The organism is Bacteroides timonensis, assembly GCF_000513195.1.
Classification (GTDB): Bacteria; Bacteroidota; Bacteroidia; order Bacteroidales; family Bacteroidaceae; genus Bacteroides; species Bacteroides timonensis.
In genome coordinates this window covers 1-24,328 of record NZ_CBVI010000053.1, presented here as the reverse complement: position 1 = coordinate 24,328, position 24,328 = coordinate 1, and the positions used below count along the sequence as shown (strand labels likewise).

General features: G+C 48.8%; 21 protein-coding genes and 3 pseudogenes. 19 read left to right on the top strand and 5 right to left on the bottom strand.

Annotated features, from left to right (window positions below; genetic code table 11):
- The first annotated feature begins 7 nt into the window (after window positions 1-7).
- The 4 genes and pseudogenes from traN to BN161_RS11195 all read left to right on the top strand — a co-directional run bounded on the left by traN (window position 8) and on the right by BN161_RS11195 (window position 3,072).
- Complete coding sequence (gene traN, locus BN161_RS11210; RefSeq protein ID WP_044266076.1) at window positions 8-907, top strand: conjugative transposon protein TraN; 900 nt, start codon at window positions 8-10, stop codon at window positions 905-907.
- A 17-nt stretch (window positions 908-924) separates the two neighbouring features.
- Window positions 925-1,518, top strand: a pseudogene (locus tag BN161_RS11205) (conjugal transfer protein TraO).
- Window positions 1,519-1,542: 24 nt separating this feature from the next.
- Window positions 1,543-2,004: a TraQ conjugal transfer family protein gene (locus tag BN161_RS11200; protein ID WP_044266074.1), complete on the top strand. Its 462-nt coding sequence runs from the start codon at window positions 1,543-1,545 to the stop codon at window positions 2,002-2,004.
- A gap of 153 nt (window positions 2,005-2,157) precedes the next feature.
- Window positions 2,158-3,072 (top strand): M48 family metalloprotease, encoded by a 915-nt coding sequence (locus BN161_RS11195; RefSeq protein ID WP_044266071.1) that lies wholly within the window; start codon window positions 2,158-2,160, stop codon window positions 3,070-3,072.
- A 17-nt stretch (window positions 3,073-3,089) separates the two neighbouring features.
- Here BN161_RS11195 and BN161_RS11190 read toward each other — a convergent pair whose 3' ends face one another.
- The 5 genes from BN161_RS11190 to BN161_RS29810 all read right to left on the bottom strand — a co-directional run bounded on the left by BN161_RS11190 (window position 3,090) and on the right by BN161_RS29810 (window position 7,459).
- Window positions 3,090-3,551, bottom strand: coding sequence for a hypothetical protein (locus BN161_RS11190; protein WP_044266068.1), 462 nt, complete (start codon window positions 3,549-3,551; stop codon window positions 3,090-3,092).
- 362 nt (window positions 3,552-3,913) lie between these two features.
- The gene (locus tag BN161_RS11185; protein ID WP_044266066.1) at window positions 3,914-4,153 is read right to left on the bottom strand and encodes a hypothetical protein; all 240 of its coding nucleotides are present in this window, start codon (window positions 4,151-4,153) and stop codon (window positions 3,914-3,916) included.
- A gap of 114 nt (window positions 4,154-4,267) precedes the next feature.
- Window positions 4,268-6,169: a ParB/RepB/Spo0J family partition protein gene (locus tag BN161_RS11180; protein ID WP_044266064.1), complete on the bottom strand. Its 1,902-nt coding sequence runs from the start codon at window positions 6,167-6,169 to the stop codon at window positions 4,268-4,270.
- An 83-nt stretch (window positions 6,170-6,252) separates the two neighbouring features.
- On the bottom strand, window positions 6,253-7,269 hold the full coding sequence (locus BN161_RS11175; protein ID WP_044266105.1) for a hypothetical protein: 1,017 nt from the start codon (window positions 7,267-7,269) through the stop codon (window positions 6,253-6,255).
- 40 nt (window positions 7,270-7,309) lie between these two features.
- A complete protein-coding gene (locus BN161_RS29810) occupies window positions 7,310-7,459 on the bottom strand; it encodes a hypothetical protein (protein ID WP_167332520.1) in 150 nt (49 codons plus the stop codon).
- Between the two features lie 472 nt (window positions 7,460-7,931).
- Here BN161_RS29810 and BN161_RS11165 point away from each other — a divergent pair, with 472 nt between their 5' ends.
- From BN161_RS11165 to BN161_RS28055, 15 genes and pseudogenes are all read left to right on the top strand, one after another.
- Window positions 7,932-9,809, top strand: coding sequence for a helix-turn-helix domain-containing protein (locus BN161_RS11165; RefSeq protein ID WP_044266063.1), 1,878 nt, complete (start codon window positions 7,932-7,934; stop codon window positions 9,807-9,809).
- A 155-nt stretch (window positions 9,810-9,964) separates the two neighbouring features.
- Window positions 9,965-11,563, top strand: coding sequence for a DUF3575 domain-containing protein (locus tag BN161_RS11160; protein ID WP_316931131.1), 1,599 nt, complete (start codon window positions 9,965-9,967; stop codon window positions 11,561-11,563).
- 19 nt (window positions 11,564-11,582) lie between these two features.
- Window positions 11,583-12,473: a FimB/Mfa2 family fimbrial subunit gene (locus BN161_RS11155; RefSeq protein ID WP_044266062.1), complete on the top strand. Its 891-nt coding sequence runs from the start codon at window positions 11,583-11,585 to the stop codon at window positions 12,471-12,473.
- 77 nt (window positions 12,474-12,550) lie between these two features.
- Window positions 12,551-13,246, top strand: a pseudogene (locus tag BN161_RS30800) (fimbrillin family protein).
- On the top strand, window positions 13,171-13,512 hold the full coding sequence (locus BN161_RS30795; RefSeq protein WP_052356238.1) for a fimbrillin family protein: 342 nt from the start codon (window positions 13,171-13,173) through the stop codon (window positions 13,510-13,512). The pseudogene BN161_RS30800 and the gene BN161_RS30795 overlap by 76 nt, the downstream one beginning before the upstream one ends.
- A 2-nt stretch (window positions 13,513-13,514) precedes the next feature.
- Complete coding sequence (locus tag BN161_RS11145; RefSeq protein ID WP_044266060.1) at window positions 13,515-14,453, top strand: fimbrillin family protein; 939 nt, start codon at window positions 13,515-13,517, stop codon at window positions 14,451-14,453.
- 53 nt (window positions 14,454-14,506) lie between these two features.
- The gene (locus BN161_RS11140) at window positions 14,507-15,592 is read left to right on the top strand and encodes a fimbrillin family protein (protein ID WP_044266100.1); all 1,086 of its coding nucleotides are present in this window, start codon (window positions 14,507-14,509) and stop codon (window positions 15,590-15,592) included.
- A gap of 226 nt (window positions 15,593-15,818) precedes the next feature.
- The gene (locus BN161_RS11135) at window positions 15,819-16,286 is read left to right on the top strand and encodes an HU family DNA-binding protein (protein WP_044266057.1); all 468 of its coding nucleotides are present in this window, start codon (window positions 15,819-15,821) and stop codon (window positions 16,284-16,286) included.
- Between the two features lie 114 nt (window positions 16,287-16,400).
- Window positions 16,401-17,144 carry a hypothetical protein gene (locus tag BN161_RS11130; RefSeq protein ID WP_044266055.1) on the top strand — a complete coding sequence of 248 codons (744 nt, stop codon included), beginning with the start codon at window positions 16,401-16,403 and terminating at the stop codon, window positions 17,142-17,144.
- A gap of 14 nt (window positions 17,145-17,158) precedes the next feature.
- On the top strand, window positions 17,159-19,465 hold the full coding sequence (locus BN161_RS11125; protein WP_052356236.1) for a hypothetical protein: 2,307 nt from the start codon (window positions 17,159-17,161) through the stop codon (window positions 19,463-19,465).
- 258 nt (window positions 19,466-19,723) lie between these two features.
- Window positions 19,724-20,071, top strand: a pseudogene (locus BN161_RS30485) (glycosyl hydrolase 108 family protein); the annotation flags it as partial.
- 325 nt (window positions 20,072-20,396) lie between these two features.
- On the top strand, window positions 20,397-20,954 hold the full coding sequence (locus tag BN161_RS11115; RefSeq protein WP_044266052.1) for a protease inhibitor I42 family protein: 558 nt from the start codon (window positions 20,397-20,399) through the stop codon (window positions 20,952-20,954).
- A 144-nt stretch (window positions 20,955-21,098) separates the two neighbouring features.
- Window positions 21,099-22,832, top strand: a complete 1,734-nt coding sequence (locus tag BN161_RS11110) for a fimbrillin family protein (protein WP_044266049.1) — start codon at window positions 21,099-21,101, stop codon at window positions 22,830-22,832.
- Window positions 22,833-22,871: 39 nt separating this feature from the next.
- Window positions 22,872-23,879, top strand: coding sequence for a fimbrillin family protein (locus BN161_RS11105; RefSeq protein WP_125910794.1), 1,008 nt, complete (start codon window positions 22,872-22,874; stop codon window positions 23,877-23,879).
- A 46-nt stretch (window positions 23,880-23,925) separates the two neighbouring features.
- Entirely contained in the window at window positions 23,926-24,291 is a 366-nt protein-coding gene (locus BN161_RS28055; protein WP_052356234.1) for an Lcl domain-containing protein, read from the top strand.
- Window positions 24,292-24,328 lie beyond the last annotated feature (37 nt).

Genomic DNA, 24,328 nt, shown 5'->3' with positions numbered 1-24,328 from the left:
TCAGATTATGAAGACAAGAATTATTTTATCAATAGTCATGCTTTTCTCTCTGCTGGGAGTAAAAGCGCAGGAACCGGTGGAAACAAGGATTTTCCCTACCAATCAGATTATCGCACCGCATAAGATTGAGGTGACTTTCCAGAAGACCGTGCATATCCTTTTCCCTTCGGAAGTGAAATACGTGGATTTAGGGTCGTTCGACATCATTGCGGACAAGGCCACGGGAGCGGAAAACGTGGTACGCATCAAGGCGGCGGTAAAAGGCTTTGAGGGGGAAACAAACTTCTCCGTCATCACTGCCGACGGTTGTTTCTACTCATTTAATGTGGTCTATAAGGACGAGCCGGCACAGCTTTCCATTGAGATGGAGGACTGGCTGCGGGACAATCCCGAAGGCGGAGTTGCAGGCGACCGCATGTTCGTGAAGCTGAAGGAACTGGGCGGGGAGACACCGCTGGTGGTAAACCGCATCATGTATACGCTGTATAAGAAGAACAAAAGGGACATCAAACATATCGGCTGCAAGAAGTACGGGATTCAGACATTGCTCAAGGGGCTTTATATCAACAATGACCTGCTGTACCTGCATACTTCCGTGCGCAACAGTTCGGATATATCGTTTGACATTGACTATATCCGCTTTAAAATCATCGACAAGAAAGTGGCCAAGCGTACGGCCATGCAGGAGAACTTCATCGAACCGGTAAGGACATACAACCGTCTGACGACAGTGGACGGAAAAGCCACGGTACGCAATATATTCGTACTGCCCAAGCTCACCCTGCCGGATGACAAGTTGCTGGTAGTGGAGATTTACGAGAAAGGCGGTGCCCGCCACCAGACGTTCCGTATAGAGAACACCGACCTTGTGGCGGCAAAACCAATCAGTGAACTGCATCTGAAATAATAACTCCTATATAATATATGTATATGCAAAGAATATTATTCATATTGGCGGTAGCCGTGACGTTGCTCTTCGGTGCAGACGAGGCATACGCACAGCGTGACCTGCCGGGACAGACCGGCATACAGTTTACAACGGGTGGAGTCGATCATTTCCTTTCATGAAAAAGTGGTGGTGAGCGTCATTACTTCACCTCGCTGGCCTTTACACGTACCAACCGTAACCGGACCTATTGGCTGTACGGTCTGGATTATCAGATAAAGGAGTACACCTATGAGAACAAGGCAATACCGAAAGCGCAGTTCACGGGGGAACTCGGCTATTTCATTCCCGTATTGTCGGACAAGGGCCGGAATGTCAGTTTCCGTATCGGACTTTCCGCACTGGGCGGCCTCGAGACAATTAACTGGGGTACTTCCCTGCTTTCTGACGGGGCGGCAGTTACGAATGGTGACAGTTTTATCTATGGCGGCGGCCTTACGGCGGCTTTCGATGTCTACCTGACAGACCGTATCATCCTGCTGATGCAGGTGAAGCAAAGGGCGCTCTTCGGAATGGATGCGGGAAACTTCCATACACAGATAGGATTGGGCGTTCGCTTTATAATCAACTAACGAAAAAAGAAAGGAGAAATAAGAATGAAAAATGTATTATATAAATGTATAGCCGCACTGGTTACGGTGCTGGCGCTCGGTTCATGCGATGATGGGATTGACATCCGGCAGGACTATGATTTCAAGCTCTCTTCCTGGTATCTGCAAAAACAGATTGCAACGGGTGAAACGGTGGAGATACGCTTTTATCTTGACCGTGAAGGGGACTATGAAAAGGCGGAGTATGAAATAGGATATATACAAGTGGAAGGTAAGGGCGAAGTCTCCGACAGTGAAGGCGTGAAACTCGTCAACCGGGAAGTGAAGCCGCTGGCAGAAGTGCCGAGGCTGGATACCGAAAATCCGGTGAAACAGGTGTTCACGCTCTTTTACCGTTCGACAAGCGCCAAACGCTCGGAACTGAAATTCTTTGTCCGTGATAATTTCGGGCAGGAAAGGGAAATGACGGTGACGTTTGATACGGAAAGCGGTACGGCAGAAGAATAGCTGTTACCGATACCTATTGAATAAGGACGGCGGGGCATCCCGCCGTTTTTCATTACATGAATTTAGCCGGATGGCAGTAATTTGATTGATTTACCCACCCGGTGATTCAAATTAACTTTCTATATTTACCGACCGTTTTAAATTTATAAGCACATGAAAACAACACTCAGAATATTACGCATTTTATTCAAGCTGCTTCTGCTTGCTTATGTGACAGTGATTAACATTATCCTTATCTCGGCCTTTTACGTCCTGCTGCTGGCAATTGTCGGCTGGGTGGCTCCTTCATTCCTGCCGGGATTGTTTGCCCAATATTCCTTCGCGCATCATCTGGTCTATTCGATGCCTTTCTATATCGTACTGCTCTACATCCTCTACAGTCTTTCACCGCTGAACGTGTGGCTGATGCGGATGAAAGAGGGCTACAAACCGCTGGATGCCAATGAACAGGCACGGCTGGAACGTCTGCTCTTGGAAATGGGGATGGAAAGGAAGCTGAATATTTACCGTAACCGGGATGCACGCACGAATGCCGTGACTTTCGGTTTCAATACAATCGGTCTGACGGGCGGCATACTCGGTGCGGCCTCGGATGAGGAACTCAAAGGGATTATCTGCCACGAAGTGGGACATATATCGCATTACGATTTCGTCTATCAGGTACTTCTCTTTTCGATGCAGTCGCTGGGCTACCGCTGTTTGTACGGGCTGTTCCTTATCCCGGCTCTGGTCTTCGGCGTGATAGGGAATTTTATGATTGCCATGGTTCCTGCCGTCCGCTTTGCCGTGGTGGGGATAGCGAAGCTGTGGTGGAGTGCCTACAAGCTGTTGCACCACACAATTTACGGTATCAGCCGGATAGCCGATGTGAATATCAACAAATACGCCGAATACCGTTGCGACACGTATGCGGTGCGCTATGGTTGCGGGGAAGGCCTGCTCTCGTTCCTACGGCGGCTGGCGGTGGCGGAGACGGGCGGGGAACGGACTTCGTTTACCGAATATATCATGAGTACGCATCCGTCAACGGAGAAGCGGATCGCACGGCTGGAAAAGCTGCTCCAATAGCCGGAATCGAATGCCCGCTATATCATTTTCCGGATATTGGTAAAGGAAATGCCGGATGTACGCACGTGACCGATTTCTTCGGATGAATCTTCATAATAACAAATGATGTGATTACCGGCAAGTGCATTTTGAATACAGCTATTTTCAGGAAGTATATCTTTGCTGTCGACCAGCTTCATCAAGTCCTCATATAAAGCGCCATATAGTTTGTCGGCTCCTGCCGGATAAGGCGTTTCAGGTATGACTGCCGAGAGAATGATGTCCGGGCATTTGTCCGCTTCGCGCAGCATGACTATCGTATCGGCCGCCAACAATCCGATATATGTATTCAGGTGGCAGGAGAATGTGCGGTATCCTTCATTATATAGGGAAAGAATGCACCGGTAGAGTTCCATACGGATTTTATCTTCTCTGAATTGGTCGTATTTTGTTGTCTTTTCAATGGTGCAGCCGATAATGGCAGCGTTCTTATTGTACATCTTGCTATGATTTATTGATTAATACCTTGTCAGTAACATCTTGTTATGTATCGAAAAAAGCACGGTACTTAACAAGTTTTACTCTCAGGTACGACCAAGCACCCATGCAGGAAACGAGTTAAGACCGTGCCATAAGCGTATGACAAGGACTTCGCCCGTTTATTCTCCTGCATTAAAATTGGTCGTTTCGAGAGTAGAATAAACAGCTAAAAGCTATTTTAATATGTAATCATTCAACTTTTTTAGTCTTATAAATATCCTTTTTAAAATTCAACTGCACAAAAATAGAAAAAAGCCGTGCAACCGCATTATGATTGCACGACTTTTTTCAGATGTCTTTTGCAGGTGTGGGGTGTGGCAGGTCAGTCCACGGGTTCGCCGCCGTATCGTAGACGGCAAATGTCTTCGTGGATTTCGCGCATGATGTTCAGTTGCATCCGCCTGCTGATATGGCGGCTGTCGGAGCGCATAAACAATCGGTTCTCTATCAGGCTGCAAAACTTCGTGCCTTCTTTACTTACCATGCAAATGATTTGATTTTCAATGAAATATTCCATATCGGTGGAATATTCTACGTTCGGGGATATTCTGATATATTTCATACGGTAATGGTGTGAATGGTGGTTACGGTGGCGGTGTGGGTGGGGTCGTCCGGCCCTGCCCTACCGCATGGGTGGGAAAAGTGTGCCGGAACTGTCTCCGGCACACCTGCTGTTTCAAGCTGCTTTTCCGCTATCCGGTTTCTTCGCTTTGGGGGCGGTGACTTTCTTTTCCGTCTTTCCGGCTACAGTTGTCGGCTGCTGTCCTACTTCTTTGGCTGCCGCCTTTTCCGCTTTCTTCATCTCCTTGATTCTCTCGTCCAAACGTTCGTGTCGTTTCTGATACTCTTCCTCGTGGGTGGCTTTTGCAAGTCCGTACTGGTCGGGGAAGTGCATGTTAGCGAAGTCCCTTAACAGCTTGGATGTGCTGTTGTCTCCGTAAGCGTTCTCACAAAGAAAATGATTGATGAAGTCCCGTTTGATGACCGTTCTTTGCCCGTCCGTCAACTTGGCTACAATTTTCATGCGCTGTTTCTCGTCCAACGGCAACGGCTGGTCTTTGATGCCGCAAAGCGGATAATGCTTTCTTTGCAGTCTGGTCAGCATGATGAAATACATCATCCCGTCCTCATACTGCGTGAAAGGACTTTCGGGGTAGTCATTTTCACGGACTACTTTCTTTGTATCGGCCACAATCTTCTCGACTGACAACTGTTTGAAACGCTTGTCCCTTTCCAGCAATGTCCCGATGGTGACGGGGGCGGTTTCTTTCTTGTTTATCTCCACGTAGCAAAGTTCGGGTTCTGTCTGTCCTACCTTGACGTAGGTCTTTATCCTGCCTTCTTCCTTCTTTCGGTTCAGTTCGTCCACCATTCGGGCGTATTCCTCGTTCTTCTGTTCAAAAGTCTGTACGGCTTGTTGGTACTCCTTCGGTTCGGCAAACTGTTCCTGCTTCGGTGCTTCGGGGGCTTTGGGAAATTCCCGTGCCGATATGTTATAATCAAATTCTTTGATTTCATGCCCTTTCTTGTCCAATTTTTGGAGTGCCATGTCATTACGGTTGCCGTAATAAGGTCGGGCAACGGTCAGTTTCGGATCGGATTTCAACAGTTTCTCCGTTTCCTTTGCCACGAATGCGGCATTCTTGGTTTCCAGGCATTTGCGGTTGGTGCAATGTCCGCATCCGTTATGCTCGGCAAAAAGGTTATAATTGGCTGCATTGTGTACGCACGCCTTGCATTCTGTCTTGTCGAACTTGTATTGCTCAAGGTCGGTGGTGTAGCATTTCTCAAAATGCTTTTTAAAGAGGTTCAATGTATATCCCGTCCAATTGTCTCCGCTGTCTGCTTTGAGATGCTTCTCATAAACGTCCTTTTGGATGTGCGCTTCGTAGGTGCTTATCTCCTCGGCTACGCTGATTGTTATCGTGTCATTATCCAGCAGTTCACCGATAGGCGCATACAGTTCGGTCAGTTTGAGACGGGTGTAGATGTACTTTTCACTCCGCCCGAAACGGCTTACAAGTGAATACATATCGTATCTGCCCTTTTCAAGCAGGCGTTTGAATGCTTTTGCTTCTTCGGTGGGGCGCACCTGCTCACGCTGCAAATTTTCACTCAGTGACATATCTTCCGCTTCATCGTCTGTGATGTTGTTGTATACGGTCGCCTTTATCGTCTTTGCACCTGCAAGCAATGAGGCACGGTAACGGCGTTCACCGTAAATGATTTCGTAACCTCCTGCCGTGCGTGGGCGTACTGCGATAGCCTGCAAAACGCCTACTTCACGGATGCTGTCGGCAAGTTCCTGCAAAGAAGCGTCATTGAACGTCTTGCGGTGGTTCTCTGCGCTCGGCTGTACGGTGGTTATATCGAGGTCTGTTTCGGCTTTGGCCGTTGCAAGCGGCGCTTTAAGCTCGGCCTGCTGCGGTGCTTCTTCGGTGGCGGTGGGCACATTCTGCCCACCGATCAACATCATCGGCTTGTGGATGACTGCCAAAGCGGTTACTTTTACTTCTGCTGTCTCTTTCTCTGATTTCTGTACGTTGTTCGTCTTCTGTACTTTCTTACTCGTTTTCATAATGATAAATTTTAAAATATTGATAATTAGTTGAATTTATTTTTGATAGCAGGGCGGAGTAATCCGCCCTGCCGTTGCTGTTATTATGCATGGATGCACGCTGCAAGTGCTTCCCTTACTTTCGTCTCCTGCTTCTTACTGTATATCCACCCTGCACGCCTTTCACCGTTATAAGTAAGGTTTGCACGGAAAAGGCCGTTTAAGCCTTTCAAGAGGTCTTTTATCGGCTTGGTGTCACCGAATACGGCTATCGCCTTTTCGCTGTACTCCACAATTTCAAGTTTGAGGGTTGATAGGCCTGCGGATACAGACGGCTGTTCTGCCGCATCGGTCGGGGTCTGTGGTTCTTTCAGGCAAATATTCGCTTCATCCCCTGCGGTGTGTGCAAACCGTTCAAAGAACTTTTCAAGGCTGTAAATCGGCTCTTTGCTAATCGTCCAACCGTTATACTTGTGCCTGCCCAAATACATGCCGTCTCCCATACTGTAGTTTTCACGGTGTTCATAATCAGCGTTGTTTTCCGCTAAATGTGCCGTTCCCTCAAAATTGGCCGCACACTTGCGCATCTCTGAAAAGAGGTTGCGTGTATGTTTGGAAAAGCCTAAAATGACCGTCCGCTCTATCCGATAGTCGTAGTAATCGGTATAACTGTCGCATTCACTTACCCGTAGTTCACCGACAATGACGGCTTTTGCGTCCGATGGAATAAGGGGGCGTAACCGTTCCGCACCGATTTTAGAGATGCGTTCGTATTCTTCCCGTGCTTCCTTGTCTTTCTGTTCCTGCTCCGCTTTCTTCTCCTTGGCCTTGGTGAGCAAAGCGGCCGTTTCCAGCGGATCTAAAAATGTCGGGGTCTCGCTGTCGTAATAGATGCCTATTCCGAATTTATCGGATAACGGGCGTATGAGATTGGAAGTGTTGAAGTCGTACGTGCTTGTATGTACGAGATGATAAGTAAATCCGTATCGGTCACGGGTGATGTCATAGACAACGTAACTGCCGCCTGCATAACCTTCCAACACTACAATCTGATTGACTGAAACGGTCTGAACGTTTCTGTCGTAGCTTCTGTTAGCTCCTAATAAATGTACTTTAGTCATAACGATTTGATTTTGAATTGATAAATATTCTGTTAGAGTATCACGCAAATGAGAATGAGCAAAAGCGCAAACACGCCGCCACATACACCACGAAGCCGACCGCCAACCACTTCACCATTTTTTTAATGCCAGTTGGAGCGGAGCCGAAGCCTCGTTTCAAATCTTGTTGTATTTCAGTTCTCTTTTTCATAACATTGACTTTTTTTTTATGCCTTGTCGGTGGCTTCACCTTGCTCGTTTCAGGGGGCAGATACGGACGGGGAGAAAATATGCAAGGCTTTTGGTGAAAAATTTTCAACCGCCCCACTGGACGGATTGAAAAATTTTCGCCAAAACCCGGAGGGCGCGAAGCGGGCTTGCAGATTTTTAGGAGTCCCGGCCGTAGCTTCGCACCCTGAACTACGGCAAGGTGAAGTCATGACAAGGTTATAAAAAAGGGGAAATGGCTATAAGGGGAAAAGAGAACTGAAATACAACAAGATTCGGAAGGCTGTGCCGACTGGTATTTTGAATTTTACCCGTGTTTATCCGCCTCACACCAACTCTTCATAGTATAAAAAAACAAAAAGGTTTATTTATAAATGCTACAGCCAGAAACATTTTTGTGCTACTTTTGCACAGCAAACCATATTTATCACAGAATAGAGAAAACAGAAAAGAAGATGAACAGCCTTTGCCGTAGTATAGCTTTTATATGTGTATTATTCATCACCGGCCTTACCGGTTTCCATATCCATGCCGAAAACACACCTCTGCCTGATAGCATCCTTACCCGGAAATATATATCGCAGATCAGTGTCACCGAACCTGAGCGCGCGTTGACACTGATAGACGAAATGGAACAACGGAAGTTGCAGCCGCAGTTCCGTCTGGACCACATGCGCAGCGTTGTCTACCAAAACGGAATGAGCATGTACCGCCTTGCCTTGAAGTACGCCATGAAAGCCTACCGCAATGACTCCATACGCCGGCATCCCGACGAAGCCCTGATGCTGCTCGAACTGATAACCGACCAGTACAACGGCACGGGAAACTATACGGAAAGCACCCGCTATGCCCTCGAAGGCATCGAGCTTGCCCGGCAGACGGGCGACCGCATTGCGGAAGCCAACCTGTTGCTCTATTTGGGAATGAACAAGCGGGACATGGGGCTGAAAGACGAAGCGGACGAGTACGTGGAGCAGGCCTTGCAGATGCAGGAAGAAATGACCGAAGGCTGCCAAAGGTGGAAACCGGTGGACGACCTCATCTATATCTACGGCGTAAAAATCACTTTTGCGATGTATGACGGAAAATATTCCGAAGCCATCGCCTTGTTGCCGCGGTATGAAAAACTGATGGAGCAATTCAAAAACTGTCCCGACATCCCCGAAGGTATGTACGACATGCGGCTGGCATGCGGCTATGTCACATACGCCCGTATCTTCCTTGCCGACGGGCAACCGGAGAAAGGCGCGGAGTTCTATCGTAAATTCGAACAGACGGACTATGCCCATACCGACGACGGGAAACAGATGCGTTTTGATTATCTCGTGGGTGTGAAACGTTACCCTGAAGTACTCCGGTTCATCCATGCCGACAAGGAACGCTGGAAAGAGCAGGGCGATACCATCAATTATTTCTATCTGGAGCGTATCCTTAATTTTGAGGCACAGGCATACGAGGGACTGGGTAACCAAGATGCCGCTGCACAGACCTACAAACAGATGTATATCCTCTCGGACAGCCTTCGCCTGCGCGAAAAGCAGAACGGAGTGCTGGAACTCGCCACCATTTATGAAACCGCAGAGAAAGAGGCGCAACTGACGCAACAAGCCGCCAAACTACGGGAAAACCGGATGATACTGCTATTTGCCGTTTGCATCATCGGCCTGCTCGGTGTGCTGATGTGGCGCATCATCCGCCATGCCCGTACCATCCGGATAAAGAACAAGTCGATGTCAGCCCGGATAGACGACTTGCTGAACTATAAGGACGAACTCTACCGCCGCAAAGATGAGAACCTGATATTGACAGAACGGTTGCAGACAGCGGAAGACGAGCTGCAAAAGTGGAAGTCGGCAGTGAATGTTTTATCGACGGAGAAGGAAGTGCAAAGTGATACCGAACTACCTGACACCGAACAACCGGACGCTGAACAACCGGACGCTGATACATCCGAAGACAATCCAAACAACGAAACCATTCCGAACGGTCAGTCATTATTCGACCGTGCGGAACGTGAAATTATCAGCCGGAAGCTCTTCCTGCAACCCGACTTTTCGAGGGCAGATCTGATGAAGCTGGTACGCATCCCCAAGAACAAATTCGCACTGCTTTTCAAGCAATATGCCGGCATAGGTTTCTCTCAATACATCAATAATCTCCGGATGGACTACGCCGCCCGAATGCTTAAAGAGCATCCCGACTATGCGATAGATGCCATAGCCAAAGAATGTGGTATTCCAAATAAGGCGACTTTTTATCGCCTTTTCCTCGAACAATTCGGCATGACGCCCTCAGAATATCGTTCAGGAAACAAACGCGCTGAAAATGAATGATATACATCAAGAAAAGGGAGTTTTCGAGACAGCAAAAGTGACTAAATGAGACTACAAGAGTGACTAAATGAGACTACAACCCACCTAAAAACCATTGCCGCCCAACGCTACTTCTATACCTTTGAGCCACGTTAAAAACAAGACACGTGACTCAAATGGAAAAAAGAAGTATAAACATATTTAATAATCCTCATTTGTTCTCCGGAGAGATTCCTCTGGAGAACAAATCCGGTAGATCTACCGGATTTTGTTTGCTATACTTTCTCTTTCTGATTTGTTCTCCTACCTTAATATATGCCGCAGAAACGACAGCTACAACTGACTCCACAAGTACCAACCTTCTTTTCTTTACGGTGCTGTTTCTCCTGCTTATTATGTCTTTACTGACGATAATCACTCTTTTCATTTTCCTTTGTCGTTATAAACGTAAGTTACGCCGGAGCCAGGAATATCTGGTGCGTACCATTACCGAGAATCTGGAATTGAGGAAGCTGGTTCCTACATCCCAGCGTCCATACCCGTTCAATCCACCCAATATCACTCCCGAAGAATTTACCAAAATAATAGATACCATGCTGAAAAGAATAATGTTCTTGTCCCTCTTTCTGCTGCTTCTCTTGCCGCTTGCAGCACAGGAAAAAGGGGGTAGCGAATACGTGTTCCGGTTTGTACCGGTGAAAGATATGTTTTATATCCCTTACCGACAGAACGGAACTGAATTGGAACGGTTGTGCGATACCCTGAGTGTATGCCTGCCACAGTTACGAAGCGGACGGATGTATGTCAATGTCAGCAGTTATGCGGCTTCTCCCACCAGTGACCTATCCGCACAGCGCATGGCCTACCTTCGCAACAATCGTGTGAAAGCGGAACTCATCAGACAGGTGGGAATGACGGAAAAGATGTTCGTCACCGACCGGATTATTCCTCATGGCTACGGCCCGGACGACCTGCGCAATGTGGTTGTGGTTACTTTCCCCGCCAGCGTAGAGAAAGTGGCACAGATAGCGGGCGAAGAAGCTGCCACCCGTGTGCTGGCGTATAACAAAGAAGTATTTGGCGACCCCGAAGCCGAACGGCTGGCTGCCGAGCAAGCAAGGCAGGCCGAGCAGGAACGCCTGACGGCAGAACGTGCCGAACGGGAGCGTCTTGCAGCGGAAAAAGCCAGGCAGGAACAGGAAGAAGCCGAACGACGGGCAGCAGAGCAAACTGCCAAGGAACAAGCGGAAGCCGCACGGTTTGCCGCCAAAGCGGAGGAACACAAACATGACAACTCTTTCTCTCTCCGTGCCAATCTGCTGCATTGGGCCACCCTTACCCCCGACCTCGGCATGGAGTGGCGCATCGACCGCAACTGGAGCATTCTTGTAAACGGTGCATGGACTTCATGGTCATGGGACAACAAGAACAGAAGATATGCCCTCTGGAAACTCTCTCCCGAAGTGCGCTACTATATAAGTAAGGAGAAACGCGGCTATATCGGAGCCATGTACCACATCGGCGAGTTCAACTACAAGCTGGGCGATACTGGCAAGCAGGGCGACTATCAGGGCGGCGGCATCACGGGCGGCTACACGCTACCACTGAACCGTGCGTTGAGCCTTGATTTCCACGCAGCCGTGGGGTATAGCTATGCCGATTATGACAAATACACGGTATCAGACGGCATCCGTGTACGTGCGGGCAGTGATACAAAGAACTATTGGGGCATCAACCAGCTTGGCGTCACACTGGTGTGGAAAATGAAGAATTAAGAATGAGGAACGAAGAATTATGAAACAGGCAATCTATAATATAATAATGGTTTGTGCAGCAGCCTTGTTGCTGCTGGTAGGATGTGTGAAAGACGACCTTTACAACACCCCACATCCCGACAAGGGCGCAGTGAAAATAACCACCGACTGGAACGGACGTTCTTCTGACGCCATCCTGCCGGACAGCTACATCCTGCGTATCGGCACACAAGAACAGACCGTGAGCGGAGAAACAAATGCATTCAACACATTGTTTGCCCCCGGAGGGCAAGACCTGCTGGTCTACCATAATGCAGAAGGCATTACCATTAGCGGCACCACCGCTACGGTAAATACCCGTGCGGATGGTACACTGGAACCCGCCCCCGGCTATCTGTTTTCCGCTTTCGCTACCTTAGAGATAGTGAAAGACGATACCCTGCAAGTGGTCGTGCCTATGCTACAGCATATCCGTCACTTGACACTAACCCTAAAGCTGAACCCCGGCGACGAGCAGAGAATAGGCAGCACAGCAGCCACTCTGACAGGTATCGCCTCCGCTGTAGATTTGGCTGCCGGAACAATTGCAGCCACCAATGGAAAGATCGTAGTCCCGGCTTTCGTCCTTGGCACAGACGCTACACTTGCACCAGGCACCCGTTCCTCCGGACAGCCGGCACTCTCTGCCAACCTGCGCCTTATGGGAGCAGCCACCGGAGAACAGCAACTGCTGACACTGGAAATCACGCTGACCGACGGCAAGGTGCAGACCGTCACCACCGACCTGACGGAATCTCTAAAGAACTTCAGCACCGGCAGCATGGAACCTCTTGCATTGGACGCCACGCTGCAACTGCCTGCTGAGGCAGAAATCAGTGCCACCATCACCCCATGGAAAGAGGTGAATAACGGTGATATCAACGTAAATTGAAAATCAGAAAACTAAAAATAAATGCGTAGTTGGAACAAGGGTGATTATTGTACAACTTTTAAAAAAATCAAAAGAACATGAAGAAAAAGAACTTCATCAGTTCGGGCGGATTGCCCGGCATGTTGATTGGTGCAGCGTTCTGCACCGTCCTGCTCCTCCCCACGGGATGCAGCAACGACAGTGAAACAAGTGTATCGGACAGCGACGGACGTGTGCCCCTCCAAGTATCGGGCGGCATCCATGTGCAGACCCGTGCCCACGATGCACAATGGGACAAGGATGACCAGATAGGCATCTATATGTTTGCCGCCGGCAAAACCGGCATTGCCGAAGGCGCAGCAAACATTCCGTATAAGAAATCGGACACAGGCGATGGCTTCACCCCCGTGAATACCCCCATCTACTTTCCCATCGACGGCAGCAATGTAGATTTTCATGCATGGTATCCTTATAAGGACGTGACCGCTGATGCATGGACAGCCGACCTTACCAAGCAGACTTCGCAAGCTGCCCTCGACCTGATGGTGGCCGATGCAAAGAGCAGCACATAGGAAGGCGGAACGGTCTATAACAAGCTTCAGCCGACAGTCCGTCTCAACTTCGAGCACCGCCTCACCAAGCTGGTGCTGAACATCACCAACGGCAGCGGCATCTCTACCGATAATCTGAAAGGCCTGAAAGTAGAAATCACCAAGCAATGGAAGACGGCAATCTACGATCCGGAATTCCAAGCAATCGGTTTTGTGCAAGAACTCACCCCGTCACCTTACTGACGAAAGGCAACGGCACATTCGCCGAGGCTATCCTCTTCCCGGACGACCTGACAGGAAAATCCCTCACCACGGGACGGGAACTCGTCTTCACCCTCCAGGACAGTGGCGAGAAGTTTTATTGGCCGATTCCCGATGACAAGAGTTTCAACTCCGGTGAAAAGAACATCTACAATATCACCATCAACCGCAACGCCCTCGACGTAACCGCCACCATCACGGACTGGAACAAAGGAAACGGCGCAGGTGAATCGGGTAGCGCAGAGTAAAAATGAAGAATAACAATAACTATCAATCCATGAAGAATTATCTGATTCTGGCAACAGCGGCACTTGCACTGACCGCTTGCAGCAATAATGAGAATGAACCGGCAGACCTGTCGTACGGACGCGTCCCGGTAGAATTTCGTGCTTCCGTGGGAGTGACGGAAACCCGCGCCATCGACCAGACCTGGTCTGCTACGGATGCCATCGGCATCTTTATGGTGGAAACCGGAGAATCGCTTCTGCCGGCGAATATAAGTGAGGAAGCGGAAAACATCCGATACGTGGCGGATGCAACCTCTACCGGAACCTTCAAGCCCGACGGCGCCACTATCTACTACCCGATGGATGACAGCGAAGTGGACTTCTACGCCTACTGTCCGCAGGGAAGCGTTACGCAAGAGGAAACCACAACGAATTACCTCTACGCCATCAATGTAGGCACACAAAGCAATCAGGAAGCCCTCGACCTGCTATACTCCAGCAACGTGAAAGGGAAGAAGAAGACGGACAAGACCGCCGCCCTCACCTTCAAGCACCAGCTCTGCAAGGTGATACTGACCGTGCAACCCGGTGCGGGAGTCGCCACCGATGACATGACCGGGCTGACGGTAAAGGTGAACGCTCAGAACACCACCGCCACCTTCGACCTTACCGCCGGAGCACTGAAGGCTGACGCCGCAAACTCTGCCGACATTACCCTCTTCAAGCAGACCGATGCCTACGTCTACGAAGCCATCCTGCTGCCCGATGCCGCTACCAGCCGCACTTTCGAGTTCGACCTGAACAACGACCACGATGCCCCCTTCACCTGGAACATGGGCAAGGCACTCGCAGCCGGAAGCAAATACACCTACACCGTGAAGCTGAACCGCACGGGCGTGGAAGTGAGCGGACAGATAGAGGCTTGGGATGCACAAGGCGGTGGAGAAGTGGATGCCAACTAAGCGACCGAAAAACAAGCTATAATTAATTGACAATGAATAAACAAAAAATAAAGATGAAAGCAAAGTATTTAATGATTGCAACCGTAGCCACCCTGCTGGCCGCTTGCAGCAACGATGAGAACGAGATGAATAATGGTCCGGTGGAAGCACGGGTGACGGCAGGAATGGGTGTGGAAACACGTGCGGTGAATGATAACCCCAGCTCTTTTGCGGCAAATGATGCCATCGGGGTGATAGTGACCAAAGTGGAACAAATAGTAGAGGGTGGCACTTCCGGCGCTGCTACCAGTGGTATGGTTGCCCGCTACAAGAATGTGAAGTATACGACAGAGCAAGGTGGCTCTCCCGCCACATTTGCTGCCGGAACGGGAGCCGGTATCTTCTTTCAGGATGCTACCGAAACGGTGACCTTTGCCGCTTATTATCCTTATCAGACAACTACCAATGCAGGAACACTTCCGGGTACTGACGGCAGTGGTATTATCGCGGTTGACACCAAAGACAACAATAAAGTTACAGCCAATGAAAACAAGCAGGCAAAGATTGATTTCCTTTTCGCCAGCGGAGCTACAGCTTCCAAAAGTAGCCCAACAGTAGAATTCAAGGATAACAGCAGCACTACTAACGGCACCAATTGCCAGTTCCAGCACAAAATGGCACAGTTGAAACTGGTCATTGTCGGTTCAACCCAAGATGGCTTTACGGAGGAGGAAGCAAAAAAAGTCTGTGATGGAAACAGCACTTATAAGTTAGGCGGACTGAAACACACAGGTACATTCACTTTGGCGGTAGTAGACGGAACAGCCACCGGAACAGCAAAAGTTTCGGATGATGCGCAAGCCGTTACTGATTGGACTATCACAGGATGTGCGAGAACATATGATGTAGACAACTACAAGTGCACCTACACCCTCATCCTTCTTCCGCAAGATTGTTCCGGTTCCGGCTCCGCTTTGGCGTTCAAAGCCACCATCGGCGGACAGGAGTATACCAATAATTCATCCATCGCCCCCAATCTGGAAGCCGGCAAAACCTATACCTACACCATCACGGTGAAGAAGACCGGCTTGACAGTCAGCGGCTGCACCATTGGAGCGTGGACTACCACCACCGACCAAACCGGTGATGCCACCATGTAACAATAATATTAAACAAAAATGAACAAATCAATCACTTCCCCAAACACTGCGCTACCTTGACCTTGTAAAGGTAGTACTTTGACACGCTCGAAGTAGTACATTGACATGCTCGATGTACTACCTTGAGCAACTCAAAGCGACACCCCTTCTGCAACTATCCGTAGCGCCTCCTTGAGGAAATGAGCGAGAACAAGCAAAACAATTAACAAACTTAAAACAACTGATTATGCCGTTCTGGAAAAAAGCATACAACAGAAAAAACGCGGTTTACTATCCCCAGGCCATCGTGCAGGGCAAACCGGTGGAAACGGAGGTAATCGCCCGAGACCTGGCGAGAATCTCCACAGTAAGCAACTCCGACGTTCAGGCCGTGCTGGGCGACATCGCCCCGGTGATGCACACCCGCATGGCGCAGGGCAAGAGCGTCCACATCAAAGGACTGGGCTACTTCCGCTACGTGCTCGACACCCGGGGCGTGAAAGACCTCAAGGACTTCAACTTCGACAAACAGGTGCAAGCCGTGCGCATCGAGTTCATCCCCGAACGCAGCAAGCTGAGCAACGGCACCTACACCCGTGCCCTCGTGGACAGCGACACGCTGGAATGGATTGAACTTTCGCCCGACACCAAAGAACAAGACCCCTTACAAGGCGGTGACGGTGACGGTGACCAGGATGAAAGTGTGCCGGGATAAGTCACGCATAAAAATTCCTCGAAGATTTGAATCTTCATTATGAGTGAATGAATGTACAAACTAAAAGCGTAGCGGAAAAATATGAACATTATTTAATATTAAAATTAACTTATTATGGAAAGAAGTATCGTCTATAAAGGTAAAAAAATTAGTGAAGAATTATTGAAAAGCCTTTCACCGGAAACGCAAATATGGTTTGAATACTACCTGTCATTGCCGGAGGAACTGCGAATGATGGTAAATTATGAACCGGACGAACTGATTAAGATCTGTAACTTAGGTGCAAACACACCAGCTACTGTTCACGATGCCGACAATTACACTATCAATGGACATCCAGTCTTCAACCCTCTTTTTTGGAATTCGAGTGATAACATTCTAAAGGCCAATTGCTATGCCCATGCTATGAATGTGACTGTAGCTGTAAATGGAGCCCAACTACAGCCAGGTGAAATATTGAGTCGTAAAATGCCGTTGTGTGTACAAAATTTAGATACAGCAGCTAAAATTATAGTAGAAAATTCTATAGCGGATGCCAGTTCTGGACTATTGGACAAAAAAAACAACTTAAGAGTTTGTACTCTTGCAGATACCCCTAATAATAATGAATATATGGTTGCTCTTTGTCTAGCATCTTATGCTAAAGATTTGTTCTTTGATTATCATTGGTACAAGCTGGGTATTTTAGGAGAATGGTCTCATAAGATTGGCTATCTTCCTGCTGTGAAAACTGATGCATCAGAAAAACCTATAAATGCAAAAAATCCACCCAATCAATGCAATAGAACTTATGTTTATGAAGGAAATACAGTTGACTATCATTATTTTGTAGGTTATTTCATGGTTACCCACTCTTAATAAATCAATAGATTATGACTGAAACAAATAAATCCCCAAATACTCCTCTTTCCGGGGAGGAAGTAAAAGTCGGACACGAAGAAGTGAAACTGGACAGACCGACTGGTGAGAAGAAAACTAGTAACGCAAGCCGGCTTTTAGGATACGAGGCTGTTGGCGGAAATGCAGAAGAAAGTAAATCTTTCTTCGACATCATCTATGATAAGATTGTAGATGTTATTGGTGGCGATGATCCCCATCAGTACCTATGCATCACATTGCCGGGCCAGGCCTTATCGCCCGAAGATTTTACGTATGACTACAAGAACAATGCTCCTAAAGGCCCGACAATTGAAGCGAATGAATCGAGGCTGGCAAACAAACTATTTGACCCCGGCCATGTGGTAGGAGCTGATAATGGCTTGATGTTGCCTTACCAGTACCGTTCTGCACTGGATACATTGACTCCCAAGTTGAATGAAAAGATTGCAGTGGCGAAAAATCAGTTGCGTGAACTGTTGCTGACTATCTATCCATATGACTTTGGAGAAGGGGATAATAAGACTTATACCTTGCAGGAGGTCTTTTATCGCTTATATGATGAATATGTGGCAGAAGAAAAAGCATGGGCGGAAAAGCAAAATGCAGCTAAGGAAAGATTGCGTAAGCTATTCCCCGGCACGGATGCCGCAAGTAATATGAAGTATAATGACGCCTATCTTGAATGGTACGAAACGGTAGCCCAAAGCCAAATTACAGCCTTGAATGAAAAGCGGGCAAAAGTATTGTCCGTTTTTTCTCCCAACGATATGGATATTCTGGCTGGAATATTGGATAGCGGTTCGGGCGCTGAACTGGAGCAAGCCAGAGAAACCCTGCAAAATACCCAAAAGCTCACGCCTGACGGCGGATTTGTGTACCCGGTAAAATTCAATCCCACGAATTGGTTCGAGTTGCTGGGTACTTCTTTCACGCCAATTGATTTGTTGAAAACTCCGGAAGCACTTTCTATGTTGCTGACAGGCCTGTCGTCCAGAAGAATAGCTTTGGATGCCAGAATAAATGAGATAGTTGCTTTGATACCGGAAGACAGTACAGTGTCGAGCTTGAAGAAAGAAGTTGATGATGCCAAGGGAAAGCTTGATGAAGCAGAAACTAACTTGATAACAAAATATGGAGAAGGTATTAAGACTGTCATAACCACCGCTCTGGACGTTGCTTCGATGTTCGAATCAATTCCTAACGGCATTCTTGCAAAACTGGCTGCCGGGCATAAACTAAATGAGGGACAAAAGATTGAAGATCTCATCGATGATTTGAGTAAAGCGGTAAAAGAAGGAGTGAATGCCCAAAATGATTTAGTAAATGCATCACAACAACTATCTGTGGCTCTAATGAATGTGATTAACGCAAAGAATCTGTCATCTCTGAAAAACCTTCTTTCGCCTATGAAGGAGCAACTCGACAGGCTTGATATGCAGATACGGGATATCCAAACGCAGATACAAATATCATCGGCATTGAAGTCGAAAGACAATGCCACCGCATCAATCAGCGATGTGACGCCGCCGGAAGTCCCTACAGGTTTTACCCAGATTATTATTGAAACCAGCGCCTCGACTATGGATACCCAAACAACAAAGTATGCGAGCGCATCGAACAGTACTTGTGGCGTCAACTTCTGGTTTGGCGGATATTCATCCAAAGAAGAGAGCTCTTCTTCCGGTTTTGATAGTATGACCAATAACCAATCGTCAACAGTGCGTTTGGGAATGAACGTTGCAAAAGTGGGAATTGAGCGGGAATGGTTCAATCCGGGAGTATTTGTTCTTTCCAAAGACATGTTCAACGTCTCCACTTCCCGCGTCTCGCCCAGCGAAGATTACACAGAGATGACCGACGAACGGTTGAAAGACATGAGCGGGAGTTATATCTTGCCATGTTATCCGGTAGCTATGCTTATAGCGCGTGATATCTCTCTTCAGATAACTTCGGAAGACAGTTCATTCTCTTCATTCGCACACTCAACCGAAGAGCATGCGTCTCATGGCGGCGGTTTCTTGTTTTTTAGCGGATCGAAAAGTTCAAACAGCTCATTCTCGACATCGGGCGCGCATAGTGAAGCCAGAGAAAAGAGTGTGACAGTTAAATTTGATACCCCTCAAATTATCGGATACTACCTTCAAGCCACACCGGCAGACAAAAGTGTTATCTTAGATGACATCTCCGAGACTGAAGCAGCTGCGGGATATGTGACGATAGCCAAATTTGTAAATGACTATAAAGAGATGCTGGAAAAGATGAAGCAAAAACCGGAACAATGTCAAAAAGGAAACGTTTGATTATAGAACAGCCACCGCCAGACACCGCGAGCGTAACGTCCGGAAGCGAGCCGCCCCTATAAAGGTAGCAACTGCCCCTCTCGCCGGGGCGGTGGCACAACAGAAAAAAGTAACTAAAAGAACAATGAATACAACAATCTCATTTCCTCGAATCGGCGACAAGAAGCGCACAAGTCGCTGACTCAATCATCTCAAGTCAGTGAATCGGGAAAGGAAAGTCAGAAGTAAGAATATTAACGAAATTAAAAACGAGAGATTATGGCAGACGTAAGAAAGTTAAAACCGTTCATCCTGAAATGGGAAGGCGGATTCGTGAACGACCCCGCAGACCTTGGCGGAGCTACCAATAAGGGAGTAACCATTGGTACTTACAAAGAGTACTGCAAAAAGAAAGAGAAGTCCGAACCTACAGTGGAAGACTTGAAGAAACTCTCGGACGACGAATAGACCGACATCCTGAAAACTTACTATTGGGATCGCTGAAAAGCCGACGAGAGACAGAACCAGTCCATTGCCAGCATCTTGGTGGATTGGGTATGGGCATCAGGGGTGCATGGCATCAAGATTTCCCAAGACATATTGGAAGTATCAGCCGACGGCATTGTGGTGGGAGATTTTACGCGGCAGAACTTAATGTTAAACGGAGAGAAGGCTGATAATACCGCGATAAAAGGACAAGAAATACTTGCTTCAGATTTCCAAACCTTGGTAAAGGAAATCAACCGGAATATAAATCGGAAAGAATAAATATGTTTGGCGATACCCGTCCCGGCGAAAGGCGGCAAGATAGAAAAATATATTTGAAACGCAACGGTTTCCGCAGGGGCAATGCCTCCTCCCGGAAACGACACTCTCAAGCAAAGCCGGGCGGCGCAAGCCCCCGGTCATTAGAACCTTACTGATTTTAACATCTTTAAAAACACGTATTGTTATGATTAGAAAAGCATTTAAAGTAGGTGATACCATCACCATTCGCCGCACCTCACACGCTGGCAGCGGTTATCGTTACGCTCTGGTCCGTTTGAACGGTGGAGTCGCCCTTTTGGAAGAGACCGTGGAACCGGCTGACGAAAGCAAGCCCGGCAGTATGACTGTACAGTCATTCACCTTTCAGTTCCTGAATCCGGGACAGGCGGAAATACAGTTCGCCTACTATCGCGACACGAAGGAAGTGCTTTATGAAGACGTATTCCCCTATACCGTGGTTACTGCGGAAGAAGCCGTTGCCAATGCAGCCAAAGTAGGCGACTGGGGCGAATACGAACCGCTGACAGACGAAGAGAAGGTAATCTTCCAAAACTGCATGGTGCTGAAAGGCGTGGATTACATCCCGATGCTGGTAGCCAAACAGTTGGTGGCAGGATACAACTACCGCTACTACTGCATGACAAAGACCGTCACCCGCGAACCGAAGTTCGGCTTTGCCAAAGTTACTATTTATGCCCCGCTGAAAGGTGAGCCGGTATTGGAAAGCATCGTGGAGTTCTGACGCGATAACAGACAGAAGAAACAGCCACCGCCGGACACTATGCGTTAAGTCCGGAGTGTGTGTAACCCTATAAGGTAGCATACCGGCAGCGTCGCTGCTGCCGATGGCACAAAAGAAAAATGAAACGAAAAAAGAAATGATAATATGAAACGAAAAGGATTCTTTCAGACCGCATGCACGTTGACGGCAGCGTTGCTGCTGGCAGCCGCCTGCTCGCAAAACGACTTCGACGACAAACAAGGCGAGCCGCTGCCCGAAGGCAAATACCCCATGACGTTCGCCACAACGGTGGAGGGCGTGACTGCCACCCGTGCCACCACTGATAACTCGTGGGCAGGGAAAGAAGAAGTAGCCGTACAGGTAGGCACTGCTAACCCAAAGAAGTACACCGCCGCCACAGACGGCAAGCTCTCGGCTGCCACCGGCGTAGAGCCGTTCTACTGGGAAAGCACCACCAAAGAGAAAATCGTATCGGCATGGTATCCGTACACCGCCACGAAACCCACTTCGTTCAGCGTGAAGAAAGACCAGAGCGGCACAGACGGCTATCAGGCAAGCGACCTGATTTATGCCGCCCCCAAAGAGATTACCTACGGCAACTCTTCACTGACCTTCGAGCACCTGCCCGTAAAAGTGGTGGTGAATCTGAAAAATGGTGGCGGCGTAACGGCAACCGAAGTAACGAACGCCACCGTAACCATCATGAACCAAGCCACCACTTCGGGCGCGATAGCTACCGATTGGAGCGTGACGCAACAAACCACACAGGGCAACACCTCCATCGCCCCAAATGTGCTTGGCACTGCCGCCAGTGGCTATCAGAAAACCGTACAAGCCTTGCTTGTGCCGCAGAAGAGCACCACAAGCATGCGGTTTATTAAAGTAACCATCGGCTCGCAAGAGTTCTATTACTCCACCACCCCCGACTTTGCCGCTGGGCAGCAACACACCTATAATATTACGGTGCTGAAAAGCGGAATCACCGTCACAGCAACCGGAGCAACGGCTTGGACAGGGACGACAAGTGATGTGACAAGTAAAGAGGTTACTATTTTCAGTGCTTCCGACCTTAAAATAGGAGATTACTATTACTCGGACGGCACATGGAGCGACGGCGGACTGCGAAAACGATATGTTGATGGAACATTTGTAAAAGAAGATGTAAAGCCTGTGTTGACCGATGCAAGCAATCAATCGCGCACGGTAGTGGGCATCGTCTATTGGGTGGGCGATGTGGCGCAAGATGATACGAAATTAAAAGCGAAATTGGGTGGTGACAGCTACGATGGAACCGCCCCCCACGGCTTGGTGGTGGCACTGCACGAAGCCAAACAGCCTTCGGCTTCCACTGCTGCCTGGATGTATTGGAGTACCAGTTATGAGCAAGTGAACAACTGGACGAATAGTGATGATAGAGGAGCAAATAAAGTAGATATAACAGTGGTGGATAAATATCAAGGCTACGCCAATACCGCGGCATTGAAAGCCTATAACGAAAGTTCTAATGTGCAGAATAACTCTGACCTCAAAGTTCTTCCCATCACCGCCATTGAGCAGTACAGCAAAGATTATCCTGCCCCTACGAATAGTAGCGGTTGGTACGTGCCTTCCATTATGGAGTTGAAGTATATGTGCTGGGGTCAAGGTGCAGCGAGCGCAAGTACAGCCGGTCGGGAGCTGTTGAATAGTCAGTTTGATAAAGCAGACGGTACAAAATTTGTCAGCTTCAGGTCGGAGGGCTACTGGTCATCGTCGGAGGATGCCCGCTACAACCAGCACGCGTGGGGTGTGGCCTTCATCAATGGCAACGTGGGCGGCGGCGTTAAGAACCTAACGAACAGCGATGAGTTATGGGTGCGTGCCCTTTTTGCTTTTTAATCTATTTACCTATTTACTAATTCATCTATTTAGCACGATATGAAACCAATAAAAACGATACGAAGCCTTGTGCTGCTGGCAGTATTGGCAGCAGGGGCGGTGGGTTGCCAAAAAGAAGAGCTTTCTGCAACAGGGGGCGATACTCCGCAGGGTACACCGCTCACCATCAGCGTCACCGATGGCGGCTACACCGCCGGCAATGCCAAATCTTCCTCTGCAACCCGTGCCACCGACAACGGCTACGCCACCACCTTCACCGCAGGCGACCAAATCGGACTTTATGCCGTGGTAGACGATGCAGTCGTCAGTAGCAACATCCCCCTTACCCATAACGGCACAGGCTGGACAGGCAAGGCGTATTACGAGGGTGCAAAAGCGAAATACTTTGCCTACTATCCCTATCAATCCACCTTGACAGGCACACCCGATGCCTCTGCCACCGATGCCTCCGGCTTCTTTGCCCCCCTCATCTCGGCATGGACACCCGCCACCGACCAAGGCACCCACGCCGCTTACACCGCCTCCGACCTGATGACGGGCAGCGGCACCATCGGTGCAAAACAGACCGGCGGCACTTACTCCCTCGAACTGACCATGACGCACGCCATGGCACTCGTAGTGATCGAAACCCCGATGACGAAATACACGCTCACTACCGACGCGAACTACACGTGGACAGCCGAAGCTCCCGATACCCGCTTCTATGGCTTCACACCGTACAACCCCTCTCCCGGCACGTACCGCTACCTCGTGAAACCCGGCCAAACCACCGCCGCCGACCTCATGGGCAGCTACACCGGCACGCTCGCCGATGGCAGCACCGCCACTAAAGAGTACGCCGTTTCGCCCAACGGCATCACCACCGCCAACTACGCACTTTATAAAGTGGATGGCGGTATCACTTCAAAGACCCACACCCTGCAAGTCGGCGATTTCTATATGAACGACGGCTCGCTGGTAAGCAAGGACAAGCTGTCCGAAGCCCAGAAGCAAGCCTGTATCGGTGTAGTCTATTGCGTGGATAACAAGCTTTATTACGAACAATAGTACCAATAAATCGGAGGGTGGTTACATTCATGGCCTTGTAGTAGCCTTGAAGGATGCGAGTACTTCTTCTACTTGGTACAATGCCGGTAGTGCCGCTTCCGATTATGGCAATACAGTAGCTGCCCCTTCCGGCAGTAGCGGTTGGTATCTCCCTAATTTGGATGAATTGAAGTACATTTGCTGGGGAAATAATAGCATTCAGAGTACCGATGGAAAGGAGAATTTGAACACTCTATTTGGCAAATTGAGCGATAGCAGCGCAAACGTTTTCGGCGACGTCGGCTTTTGGTCGAGTACGGAGGACGGCAGCAACAGCAGCCGCGCTGGCTTCGTGTACTTCCCCACTGGCGGCGCTGATTGGAACTATAAGAGCTTCGAATACTATAGAGTTCGTTCTTCTTTGGCTTTTTAGCTATTTATATAATTTCCCGTCCCGGCGGATTTTCAAT

Excerpts from the sequence above, each read along its gene's own strand:
- BN161_RS11155 (WP_044266062.1), top strand. The coding sequence starts at position 11,583 with ATGAAACAGGCAATCTATAATATAATAATGGTTTGTGCAGCAGCCTTG.
- BN161_RS11165 (WP_044266063.1), top strand. The coding sequence starts at position 7,932 with ATGAACAGCCTTTGCCGTAGTATAGCTTTTATATGTGTATTATTCATC.
- BN161_RS11200 (WP_044266074.1), top strand. The coding sequence starts at position 1,543 with ATGAAAAATGTATTATATAAATGTATAGCCGCACTGGTTACGGTGCTG.
- BN161_RS11145 (WP_044266060.1), top strand. The coding sequence starts at position 13,515 with ATGAAGAATAACAATAACTATCAATCCATGAAGAATTATCTGATTCTG.
- BN161_RS11130 (WP_044266055.1), top strand. The coding sequence starts at position 16,401 with ATGGAAAGAAGTATCGTCTATAAAGGTAAAAAAATTAGTGAAGAATTA.
- BN161_RS11175 (WP_044266105.1), bottom strand. The coding sequence starts at position 7,269 with ATGACTAAAGTACATTTATTAGGAGCTAACAGAAGCTACGACAGAAAC.
- BN161_RS11110 (WP_044266049.1), top strand. The coding sequence starts at position 21,099 with ATGAAACGAAAAGGATTCTTTCAGACCGCATGCACGTTGACGGCAGCG.
- BN161_RS11180 (WP_044266064.1), bottom strand. The coding sequence starts at position 6,169 with ATGAAAACGAGTAAGAAAGTACAGAAGACGAACAACGTACAGAAATCA.
- BN161_RS11190 (WP_044266068.1), bottom strand. The coding sequence starts at position 3,551 with ATGTACAATAAGAACGCTGCCATTATCGGCTGCACCATTGAAAAGACA.
- BN161_RS11185 (WP_044266066.1), bottom strand. The coding sequence starts at position 4,153 with ATGAAATATATCAGAATATCCCCGAACGTAGAATATTCCACCGATATG.
- BN161_RS11125 (WP_052356236.1), top strand. The coding sequence starts at position 17,159 with ATGACTGAAACAAATAAATCCCCAAATACTCCTCTTTCCGGGGAGGAA.
- BN161_RS11160 (WP_316931131.1), top strand. The coding sequence starts at position 9,965 with ATGGAAAAAAGAAGTATAAACATATTTAATAATCCTCATTTGTTCTCC.
- traN (WP_044266076.1), top strand. The coding sequence starts at position 8 with ATGAAGACAAGAATTATTTTATCAATAGTCATGCTTTTCTCTCTGCTG.
- BN161_RS11195 (WP_044266071.1), top strand. The coding sequence starts at position 2,158 with ATGAAAACAACACTCAGAATATTACGCATTTTATTCAAGCTGCTTCTG.
- BN161_RS11105 (WP_125910794.1), top strand. The coding sequence starts at position 22,872 with ATGAAACCAATAAAAACGATACGAAGCCTTGTGCTGCTGGCAGTATTG.
- BN161_RS30795 (WP_052356238.1), top strand. The coding sequence starts at position 13,171 with ATGGAAGACGGCAATCTACGATCCGGAATTCCAAGCAATCGGTTTTGT.
- BN161_RS11140 (WP_044266100.1), top strand. The coding sequence starts at position 14,507 with ATGAAAGCAAAGTATTTAATGATTGCAACCGTAGCCACCCTGCTGGCC.
- BN161_RS11115 (WP_044266052.1), top strand. The coding sequence starts at position 20,397 with ATGATTAGAAAAGCATTTAAAGTAGGTGATACCATCACCATTCGCCGC.
- BN161_RS29810 (WP_167332520.1), bottom strand. The coding sequence starts at position 7,459 with ATGAAAAAGAGAACTGAAATACAACAAGATTTGAAACGAGGCTTCGGC.
- BN161_RS11135 (WP_044266057.1), top strand. The coding sequence starts at position 15,819 with ATGCCGTTCTGGAAAAAAGCATACAACAGAAAAAACGCGGTTTACTAT.